This is a genomic window from Clostridium tunisiense TJ (assembly GCF_000300195.1).
Lineage (GTDB): Bacteria > Bacillota > Clostridia > Clostridiales > Clostridiaceae > Clostridium_J > Clostridium_J tunisiense.
In genome coordinates, this window is sequence record NZ_AMQH01000002.1 from 541,474 (window position 1) to 552,209 (window position 10,736).

General features: G+C 29.4%; 10 protein-coding genes. 4 read left to right on the forward strand and 6 right to left on the reverse strand.

Annotation, left to right across the window (positions count from 1 at the left end):
• Nucleotides 1-108 precede the first annotated feature (108 nt).
• The 3 genes from C661_RS0102505 to C661_RS0102520 form a co-directional block, all read right to left on the reverse strand.
• Nucleotides 109-543, reverse strand: coding sequence for an aspartate carbamoyltransferase regulatory subunit (locus C661_RS0102505; protein WP_017413722.1), 435 nt, complete (start codon nt 541-543; stop codon nt 109-111).
• A gap of 21 nt (nt 544-564) precedes the next feature.
• Complete coding sequence (gene pyrB, locus C661_RS0102510; RefSeq protein ID WP_017413723.1) at nt 565-1,488, reverse strand: aspartate carbamoyltransferase; 924 nt, start codon at nt 1,486-1,488, stop codon at nt 565-567.
• A 1,206-nt stretch (nt 1,489-2,694) separates the two neighbouring features.
• Nucleotides 2,695-3,255 carry a DUF1836 domain-containing protein gene (locus tag C661_RS0102520; RefSeq protein WP_414632543.1) on the reverse strand — a complete coding sequence of 187 codons (561 nt, stop codon included), beginning with the start codon at nt 3,253-3,255 and terminating at the stop codon, nt 2,695-2,697.
• Between the two features lie 1,110 nt (nt 3,256-4,365).
• Between C661_RS0102520 and C661_RS0102525 the strand changes: the two genes are divergently transcribed.
• On the forward strand, nt 4,366-4,608 hold the full coding sequence (locus tag C661_RS0102525) for an AbrB/MazE/SpoVT family DNA-binding domain-containing protein (RefSeq protein WP_017413726.1): 243 nt from the start codon (nt 4,366-4,368) through the stop codon (nt 4,606-4,608).
• Between the two features lie 409 nt (nt 4,609-5,017).
• On the opposite strand, the gene C661_RS0102535 is transcribed toward C661_RS0102525, so the two are convergent.
• The 3 genes from C661_RS0102535 to C661_RS0102545 form a co-directional block, all read right to left on the reverse strand.
• Nucleotides 5,018-6,142 (reverse strand): C40 family peptidase, encoded by a 1,125-nt coding sequence (locus C661_RS0102535; protein ID WP_017413728.1) that lies wholly within the window; start codon nt 6,140-6,142, stop codon nt 5,018-5,020.
• Between the two features lie 360 nt (nt 6,143-6,502).
• A complete protein-coding gene (gene rsmI / locus C661_RS0102540; RefSeq protein WP_017413729.1) occupies nt 6,503-7,345 on the reverse strand; it encodes a 16S rRNA (cytidine(1402)-2'-O)-methyltransferase in 843 nt (280 codons plus the stop codon).
• A 20-nt stretch (nt 7,346-7,365) separates the two neighbouring features.
• Nucleotides 7,366-8,115, reverse strand: a complete 750-nt coding sequence (locus C661_RS0102545; protein ID WP_017413730.1) for a tRNA1(Val) (adenine(37)-N6)-methyltransferase — start codon at nt 8,113-8,115, stop codon at nt 7,366-7,368.
• Nucleotides 8,116-8,721: 606 nt separating this feature from the next.
• Here C661_RS0102545 and C661_RS0102550 point away from each other — a divergent pair.
• The 3 genes from C661_RS0102550 to C661_RS0102560 all read left to right on the forward strand — a co-directional run bounded on the left by C661_RS0102550 (nt 8,722) and on the right by C661_RS0102560 (nt 10,634).
• Nucleotides 8,722-9,096 carry a CidA/LrgA family protein gene (locus C661_RS0102550; protein WP_017413731.1) on the forward strand — a complete coding sequence of 125 codons (375 nt, stop codon included), beginning with the start codon at nt 8,722-8,724 and terminating at the stop codon, nt 9,094-9,096.
• A 27-nt stretch (nt 9,097-9,123) separates the two neighbouring features.
• Nucleotides 9,124-9,822 (forward strand): LrgB family protein, encoded by a 699-nt coding sequence (locus C661_RS0102555; protein ID WP_017413732.1) that lies wholly within the window; start codon nt 9,124-9,126, stop codon nt 9,820-9,822.
• Between the two features lie 152 nt (nt 9,823-9,974).
• A complete protein-coding gene (locus C661_RS0102560; RefSeq protein ID WP_017413733.1) occupies nt 9,975-10,634 on the forward strand; it encodes a type II toxin-antitoxin system VapC family toxin in 660 nt (219 codons plus the stop codon).
• Nucleotides 10,635-10,736: the final 102 nt, after the last annotated feature.

A 10,736-nucleotide genomic window follows, 5' to 3' on the forward strand; every position in this document is an offset into this window, starting at 1 on the left:
CCACATTCTAGATAGCTAAGACTCTTAGCTATTTAGGATATGGCTCTTCACAGAAAACAAAGTTCTGGAAAGAGCCTCTTTTCTAATGCAGTTTAGGTTGTTGATTATTTAATATAAGGAGGTAACCTTCTGTAAATCATCACAGTAGTCACATCTGTACTCTCTAGTGGTTTCGTCTACTAGGTGATGAATATGAGGCACATATTTTTCAATTGAGGTTACGCATCGTGGATTTTTGCATCTAATAATGTTTTCTACCTTTTTAGGTAGCTTTAATTTTATTTTTTCTTTAATTACTTCATTTTCAATGATATCTATAGTTATATTTGGATCTATAAGTCCAAGAATTTCATAGTCTAAATCCAGTACATTTTCTATTTTAATAATGTCCTTGCTTCCACACTTTTCACTCTTAACATTCATTATTAGTGCTACAGCAAACTTAGCATTTTGAAGGTTTAAGAAGTTATAGATTTTTATTCCTTCTCCAGCTTTTATGTGATCTATTACTATTCCATTTTTAATACTATTTATTGTTAACATAATATCTTCCTCCCCCTACTCTTAATAAATTCCTAAAAGTTTTAGTATTAGAGCCATTCTTACATACATACCAAACTTAGCTTGTGGAAAGTAGTATGCTCTTTTATCACTATCAACTTCATAGGCTATTTCATTTACTCTAGGTAGTGGATGAAGCACTGCCATATCATCCTTTGCTAGGCTCATCTTCTTACTATCTAAGATAAAGGAGTCCTTAAGTCTTATATAATCCTCTTCATTAAAGAACCTTTCTCTTTGTACTCTAGTCATATATAAGATATCTATATCTTTCATGGCTTCTTCCATGGTTTTTACTTCTTTAAACTCTATGTTTTTCTTTTCTAATACTTCTTTTCTTATATAATCTGGAACTTTTAATTCTTCTGGGGAAATCAGTATGAATTTATTATTTTCATAGGATGAAAGTGCTTTTATAAGTGAGTGCACAGTTCTGCCAAACTTTAAATCTCCACAGCAACCTATAGTAAGATTGTTTAAGCTGCCTTTTATGGTTCTAATAGTAAGTAAGTCAGTTAAAGTTTGTGTTGGATGTTGATGTCCTCCATCTCCTGCATTAATTACAGGTATATCGCTGTACTGTGCAGCTATTTGAGGTGCCCCTTCTTTTGGGTGTCTCATTACTGCAATGTCTGCATAACATGCTACTGTTCTTATTGTATCCGCTATGCTTTCTCCCTTTGCAGTTGAACTTGAGTTAGGCTCAGAAAATCCTATTATTTGTCCTCCAAGTCTTAGCATTGCTGCTTCAAAACTAAATCTTGTTCTTGTGCTTGGTTCATAGAATAAAGTTGCTAGTATCTTTCCTTTACAAGCATCTGCAAATTTCTCTGGAGCCTTTATTATTTCATCAGCTAAATTAAATACCTCATCTAGCTCCACATGTGTAAAATCCATAGGTTCAATTAAACTTCTTCCTTTTAACATTAACAACATCTCCTTTTTAACCTCTCTGGGATAATTTAAAGGTATTAATAGGGAGCTAATTTAAAGCTTATTTGCTTTTAACTTTGCTTTCCCTATTGCTCTTAAGATACCCCTGTTACTAAAGGGTTCTCCTAAGAGGTTATATAATAGCAGCTAATAGTTTATTACTATTTGCTGTAATTAATCTAATTACTCAGGTAAAATCTTAATATTTTTATCTTTAATAGTTCACTTCCCCCTATGAAAAAGAGTGAATTATTGGTAAAATAAAAAATACCTTCCCAAAAGGAAGGTATCAAATTTTTAAATTCGATATAGCTTTTTAATCTACAAGTACAAACTATACATCAAATTATCTAAAAAAACTTGTTTATTACATAATTCAATGTAACTCCAAACTTTCTTAGTAATTAATATTATAGATTAATTGCTAGCTCTTCCTTTGTCGGCCTCTCTGGACCACTTTTAAAAGGACTTCAATTATTAAGTTTTACTTTATATATATCATAAATCTATATCTATCCTATTGTCAATAGAAAATTAATAAAATTGTTTAAGTTAAAAAATCCCTATATATTAATTAATATATCTTGATATTACGATAAATATGAGTTATATTATTTTTATAGATACTCTATCTGCATAAACCTTTTTATTTATAAAATAAGTTCTGTTTTATATGTAAAATAAATTTTGTAAACACTTAACTGATGTGATTTCAATACTATGCAGAAAATATATCTTTTAAAATTGTAATTATATCACTTGTTTTACATTATAAAATGTAATATCTGGTGTGATTAAATTTCATATTTTTGATACACTAATAATAGACTCATAACTTAGGAGGTGCTGTAATGAAGGTTGCTTTTGATGAAAAAACAAAAGAAGCTCTTAATGCAAAATTAAAAGAATTTGAAAAATCTGCTGTACGCTTTATGATCAAAGGTTTTGGTTGAGGCGGTCCAACGCTAGGAGTTGTTCTGGACGAACAAAAATCAGAAGATGTAAGTGAAGTAGTAGATGGTATTACTTTTGTAGTAGATAAGGACGAAGAATATATATTCGAAGACTGCAAAGTTGTTTATACTAAAACTTTATTTGGAGATTCTTTTAAGGTTATTTCTTCAGCTGTAGGTGAGAGTACTTGTAGCTAAACTTAATTAAGGGGGATTAAGAAAAGTCTTAATCTCCCTTAAACTTTTTTTAATACTTATCTCCATACTCTTTTACAATGGTACTAACTAATTTCTTTATATTGCTGGCTTGAGCTACTAAACTCATTACTATTAAGAATATAATTATTCTTTCCTTCTCTTGATCATTAAAATCGTAGTCTTCCACATACTTAAATAAGGCTTCCTTGTCTTGAGAATTGCTATCTAAGAAGTTCACATAAAAACTTTCTTTTTGCAAGTAGCAAAATAGCTTGTAAGTATCTTCCCAAGAAAGTATGTCATCAGCTCTATTGTTTATACCATTAAAGGCTAATCTAAATACCTCTTTTATTTCATCAGTAGTTAATATAGGTCTCATATAACCTAATAACACTAATTGGACTAAGTGAAGCTTTGTATAGCCTCTTTTTTTCCCATCCTCTGGCTTAGATATAACTTCACTTTTAATATAGTTCTGTAGTATGTTGTTAGTAAAGTTATCCTGCTCAAACTTATCATTTAGATAATCTTTAACTTGAGATAAAAATAAGTCGTATTGCGGTAATTCATCATACCCAATTATACTTTTATTTGAAATTTCTTCTATCATTTCTGAAATTTTGCTTACTATACTGCTAAAGCTTTCACTATTTATCTTATTGTCTTTGTTCATAGGTACACCTCATTATATTTTCCTACATTTATAATAAATATTATATGCTACTAATAATATCTTTACAAACATATTATTAAATATTATTTTACTTTATCTTAAATTTTTTTAAAATATCATAAAGTTCGACAATACACTTAACTGAAATATATTGATAGTTAAATTGCAATAAATCAGTTTTTCAACAAAACTTATTAACAGGTTCTAATACTTATCCACTGTTGTCCACAAATTACTAACATAAAATGTGCATAATTATGGTATTTATTCTTAGCATTCTAGTAAATCTTCATTCATTAATTGCAACTTTATAATATTTGTCCACATTACTAACAATATGCCTGTGTATAACCTGTTATATTTTATGTGGAAATAATTGCAACATTCTACAGCATTAGATTTAATTTTTTATAAATTTGTTATAAAAAAGAGAATAGGAGAATAAAATTACTACAATGAGTTGTAATTAGTAACTTCCTGTAATTTTATATAAATAAAATTATACAAATATTATTCCCTTTTTATGTAACTTTTAATGCTTATAAATTTTTCTTATTTTTTACATTTATTTTTCATTTTATTTCTATTTATTGGTTTAGATTAAATGAAGGTTAAAAACATAAATAGTTTTTGCAAATATCTTTCAGTAAATACCTATAATTAATAATGAAAATTATCACCATGCCTTTATTTACAACAATTAACTCAATTTTTTTCGACACATACTTATTTTTATTCCAATTAATTACTATTTTATAATTTCCAGTTATTTTTTAGGGTTTAAGTCTACTTTTTACCCTATATTTTTAAAATTGATTTTTTATAAGGCCCTAATACCAATGTTTTTAACCTTTTGTAAAATCCTGTATTTTTATAAATTAATATTATTGACATTTGTATAAATTGGTAGTATATTATCTATAGATGGAATTTAGTAGTAATTTTGTAACTTTCTAAGAAAGATAAACTACATATTTTATCTATAAAATTAAAATAATAAAATTTTGTATATTATTTTGTCGAATATTACTTAAGGAGGAACTTATTATGAAATCAACTGGTGTTGTAAGAAGAGTAGATGAGCTAGGAAGAATTGTTATTCCAGTAGAATTAAGAAGAACGCTAAATATAGGTGAAAAGGATGCTCTAGAAATATATGTAGATGGTGAGCATATCATATTAAAGAAATATGAGCCTGCATGCATATTCTGTGGAGATGCTAGAGACGTTATAAACTACAAATCTAAGAATGTTTGTAAACAATGTCTAGCTACTTTAAAAGCTGAATAATTTAAAACTTAAATTTAATTTCCTTTTAAACGAGGACAAGCATATAATAAACGTTAGAATTCTAACGTTTATTTTTTTACCTTTTTATTGTATTTATCTAATTTCAATCATTTACTTATAGGAAGTAATCTTTACCTTCATAATGTATCTTTATTTCTTGCTCATGGGTATTTAGTAAGAAATAACTTGGTCTTATTCAAAAGTTTTACAAAAACTAGGCTTTAGGAGGGCATCCCCCTTCTTTAAAGCCTTTGTTTCATTTTATCACTGTGAGCTTAATCTTATTTAAATGCTATGTCTATGCACCTATCACCATAATTATAGTAAAAGTTATTTTGCTTAAGCAAAATAAACCAATGGCTTCTGCCATTGGTTTATTTTTAGAAACTATATTTAAGGTTAAATCCCTTTAGTGTCTTCTTCCTTGTAAATAGTCTCTTCTTGTTCCTAACGGTGATATCTTAACAACCTCATTGTCTTGTGGTGCATGTATGTAACTATTGTTTCCAACATATATACCTACATGATAAGCATGTCCACCAGAACCAAAGAATACTAAGTCTCCGGGTTGTAACTGATCCTTTGGAACATAAGCTCCTGTTCTCATTTGATCATTTGCAGTTCTAGGTAAACTAATTCCATTTGCCCTAAAAACATAGCTTGTAAATCCTGAACAATCAAAAGTGCTTGGACCATTTCCTCCCCATTGATATGGAGTTCCCAAAAACCTTTTAGCGTAAGGAACTATACCGTCTGCACTACCACTTGGTGGTACAACCGCTGAGTCATTATAGCTTCCGCCTCTGCTTGGTCTTTCTACAGCTGGTGCTTGCATACTTTCTATTTGTCTTAAAGTTTCTGCTAATTGAGCTTCACTTTCCTTCATAGCTGCCTCAAATAGATCTCTGTTAGCTTCTGCTACTTCCATTGCTTTATCATGCTCTGCTTTTTTTGCATTAAGCTCATCTGCCTTTTTTTGGTTCTCTGTTTGTAAGGCAACTAGTTGAGCTTTTTCTTGCTCTAGCACATTTTTTTGCTGCTCTAAAGCAACTTTCTTTTCTGTTAAGCTCGCAACTACCTCTTTATCATAGCTTATTATTTTAGCTACGTTTTCTAATCTTGTAATAAAATCAGCAAGGCCCTTTGAGTCTAGAAGAACTTCTGCATAGCTATCCATACCATTGATATACATAGCTCTCATTCTTTTATTAAAAAGATCTTCTTCTTTTTTAATACTTTCCTCAGCTGCTTGTACACCTTCTTCACTGATTTTAATTTTTCCTTCAGTATCAGAAATTTTATTATTAGTGTTTTCTATATCTGCATATATATCTGTCATTTGCGAGTTAATTGATTGTATTGCAGCTTCGATTTCATCTACCTTTTCTTGAGCACTTTTATAGCTATTTTTACTCTCTGAAAGTTCCTGTTGCTGTTTTGCTTTATCACTATAGGGATCTGCATATGCTGTAGATCCTACGTAACTACTTGCTAGTGCTGCTGCTAAAGCTAAAGCTACTATTTTTTTATTCAAAAAAATCCCTCCCCCCTCATGGTTTCTACATAATTATAGCATTATATAGCTGCAAATCTCAAGGTTTTCGCTATATTTTAAACAAATTCTATTATTAAATTCATATTTTATGAATTTAATTCCATAATTTTACATGTTTTTTGATATATAATAACCTGATTTTCAATATACTGACACTTAATCCTTTGGTATAATCTATATCTTCATTATATTAAAAACACTATTTCTTTTTCATAAATATCTAAAGTTGCTAGACTTATTGTTTCCTTATATAATATTTATACTTTTTGCTACTAACTCCAGTGACTATAATTACTTTTTATTTATATTTCCTAATTCACAAGGGTTAAAGTTTTATTCTTAAAGATCTATAGAAAACTTATATACTTCAGATTTCGATAAAGTTCTATCCTTTGCTACTTTCTTAATAGCTTCCTTTTTACTATCTCCTTTTTCTATGTACATTCTTATATGATCTTCAATTGTTATACTTTCCCACATAGAATTTATTTCTTTTAAAATTTCTTCTTCACTTTTCCCTTCTACAACTATTACATATTCACCTTTTCCATTGTTAGCTTTATAGAACTCTATAGCTTCACTTAAAGTTGTTCTCATTATATCCTCATAAAGCTTTGTAAGCTCTCTACAAAGTGCAACCTTTCTATTTCCTAAGTTTTCATATAGAAACTCTAAGGTATTTAATATTCTATGAGGTGCTTCATAAAATATTAAAGTTTCCTTCCTATTTAAAAGCTCCTCTATTATAGGTTTTCTATCCTTATTTTCTCTAGGAAGAAATCCTCTGAATATAAATTTAGTACTATCAAGCCCCGAGTAAACTAATGCTGTTGTAATGGCAGTTGCACCTGGTAAAACCTCAAAATCTATCCCCTCTTGAATACACCTTGTTATAATGACACTTCCAGGGTCCGATATTCCTGGTGTACCAGCATCACTAATTATTGCTATATTTTTTCCTTGAAGAAGTTTCTCAGTAATAGCATCGCTTTTACCATTCTCATTATGCTTATGGTAGCTAATTAAAGTTTTCCTTATATTAAAATGATTAAGAAGCTTTAAGCTTTGTCTTGTATCCTCACAAGCAATTATATCTACTGCTTGCAATACTTCTAGAGCTCTTAATGTGATATCCTTTAGATTTCCTATTGGAGTTGGTACTAAATATAATTTTCCATTCATTTTATCACCTTATCCCATATCTATATATTTATATCCTCTGAACTATAAATTTCTCTGAGTTCCCTTGAATAATCCCCATTTTCCTCATGAACATATAAAGGATCTTCAAACTTTAAAAATGTTCCTCCATCCCTTTGCCCCTCTACAAGCACTATATTAGGTGCCTTGCTAGGTTTAGGATGAATAAATTTTATACGCTTAGGCTCAATTTTATGTTTTCTCATAAGAGTTAAAATGTCTGCAATTCTTTCTGGTCTATGAACCATAAATAACCTGCCGTTATCCTTTAAGAGTATTCTTGCTGCAACTATTACATCCTCTAGGGTACAACAAACCTCATGTCTTGCTATAGCACTTTTATCGTTAGGATTTATAATACCTGCGTTATGAAGCTTGTAGGGCGGATTTACCGTGACTATATCACTTTTTCCTATGCTCTTTAGGAATTTAGTATCCTTTAAGTCCTTATGTAAAAAGCTTACTCTTTGTTCCAAATTATTATATTTTGAAGTTCTATTGGCCATTTCAACAAACTCTTCTTGAATTTCTATTCCAATAATACTACTAGCTTCAGTTTTTCCTGCTATAATAAAGGGAATTATCCCTGTACCACTACATAGGTCAATAACTCTACCATTCTTTTTTACTTTAGCGAAATTAGCTAGTAATACAGCATCTACACCAAATCTAAAACCACTTTTCTTCTGAATTATTTTTATACCCTTAAGCTGTAAGTCATCAAGAGTTTCATCTTCTCTTATAACATTCATAAATATTCCTCACTTTTCGCTAATTAAAATACATAGTTCATTATATACTATAATCATAGGTTTTTCATTAAATAATGAACAGGTTCATTTTGTGGCGCTGCTTTGGAAGCAGATTGTGACTAAACAAAGGTATCTTTGCGAATAAACTGCGGTTACTACACCAAAGCCACTTACCTAGGATGAGCACCTGCAAGGCTGGTCACCAGCCCTTAAAGAAGAGTGCATACCTGAAGCTTCAAAGTGTTGCTAAAGAACATACTTATTTATTGAAAAGAAACTCTTTAATCTTATAGTGTAAGTAGCCTTAACCTTTGTTAAATGTCCTTATTTATTAAAAAAGTAAGCATCCCAATAATGAGATGCTTACTTTTTTAATATGGTGGGAAAGCAACATGAGGTGCTTAAACATTACAACGACTATGCAATAACAATGATAAAATTCACATGTTGCTTTTAAGGGTTTATATTTATGCTTTAATCTGTCATTAATATGATTGACCATTTTATTTGAGATTATACACGGATTTATGAACTTTGTAAAAAATATTTATTTGCATTATAATGATTAAGTCGTAATCTTTATATTGTAATTGGAGTGATATTAACATGAAAATTTTAAAAGAGTTTACTATAATTTTGTTAATAATATTTTTTAGTGATACTTTGAGTAAAACTTTTTCTCTACCTCTACCTGGAAGCATTATAGGCATGTTGTTACTTCTTGGTTTATTACTACTAAAGATAGTAAAAGTTGAAACTTTAAAGACTTCAAGTACCTATATGCTTGATAACTTAGCCTTCTTCTTTTTACCTGCTGGAGTAGGCATTATTTCTTCCTTTGATTTGTTAAAAGGAAATACTATTAAAATTATTGTTATAATCATTATTTCAACCTTAGTTGTACTTCTTGTTACAGGCTATACTGTTCAGGGATTAATTGCTTTAAAAAACAAAAGAAATATGGGTAAGTATAATAGTTAAAAACCTTACCAACTGGAGGATTTATTTATGTTTATATATGAATTGTTTAAGTCGCCTGTATTTGGTGTGTTACTTTCATTAATTTGTTACTTACTAGGTCACTATATAAGTAAGAAAACTAAAATTGCTTTTTTTAATCCCTTATTTATTGCAATAGTCTTAGCTGTGGCATTTTTATTAGTCTTTAAAATTCCTCTAGAGGATTATAATAATGGTGGTAAAATAATATCCTTTTTCTTAACACCAGCTACTGTAGTTTTAGCTATTCCTCTTTATAGTAAAATCGAGTATCTAAAACAAAATGCTCTGGCTATCTTTGTGGGCATATCTATAGGTAGCTGTGCAGGAATAGTAACTGTAATCCTTTTAGGCAAGGCTTTGAACCTACCTACGGAGCTTATTTTATCCCTAATCCCTAAGTCAGTTACCACACCTATTGGCATGGAAGTTTCTAAAAATTTAAATGGAATCCCTTCTATTACTGTAGGTGCTATAATTATAACTGGAATAATCGGTGCTATCTTTTCACCATTAATACATAATATAGCTAAAGTTAAAAACAAAATTGCTGTAGGAATTTCCATTGGCACAAGTTCCCACGCCCTAGGAACTACAAAGGCAGTAGAACTTGGTGAAACTGAAGGAGCTATGAGTAGTCTTTCAATTGGTCTTGCTGGCCTAATCACCATTATCATTGCACCAATTCTTGTTAAGCTTTTTAACTAAACTCTTGAAGAAAACTAAATATACTAGAAAATATCTTTCCTGAATATGTAAGAACTTTACAGGATAACTTTAAAGTTTTTAATACATTGTAATAACTACACCTTCTGCTTAATAAAATAAACTATAGAATATATAAAGAAGGTATGCTATTTATGGAAATGCTGCTCTATCCCTTTTCCAATATAAATTTTAGTAATAATACTTCTATACTGCTAGATGCATCATTTCTACTTAGCTTAGTATATGATGATGATATAAAACACCCTCAGTGTGTAGAAACATTAAAAAAAATTCTTATTGGGAAGTGTAGACTTTATGTTACTAACATTATTTCTGCAGAAGTTTTAAATCAAATAATGTATAAAATATTTATCATGGATATAAGACATAGAATTGATAAGTGTAATCCCTTTAACTCTGAAACCAATATAAGACAAATCATATCTTGCTTTAACAAGTATGATAGAAAAATAATAAAAGATAAAAGACAAGATAAACTTCGAGAAATACCCTATAAAAAATACTTTGATAATCTTTCTAAAAACAGCCTTAAACGAAACTTATTAAAGGTATACTATAAGACTGCTGTTACCATGCATAATCAATTAGAAAACACACTGAAGTTTAATTATGTAGAAATAAACAAAACATGTATGCTTAGAACAAAGGATCTTATGACTAAAGATCTCCTTTCTATAAATGATGCTACTCATCTTGCAGTGTGCGAAAATTATAGTATAACTTACCTTTTAACCTTAGATGGGGACTTTATCTATGCTGAGAATAGTAAAGTTATTATATTAAAAATATAACCCTGCAACATTATAGTTTGCAGGGTTATATTTTTAATATAATATTTATACTTTAATAAATTGTATTTCTTAATTATTGTTGTGGTATATAAATAACATCTC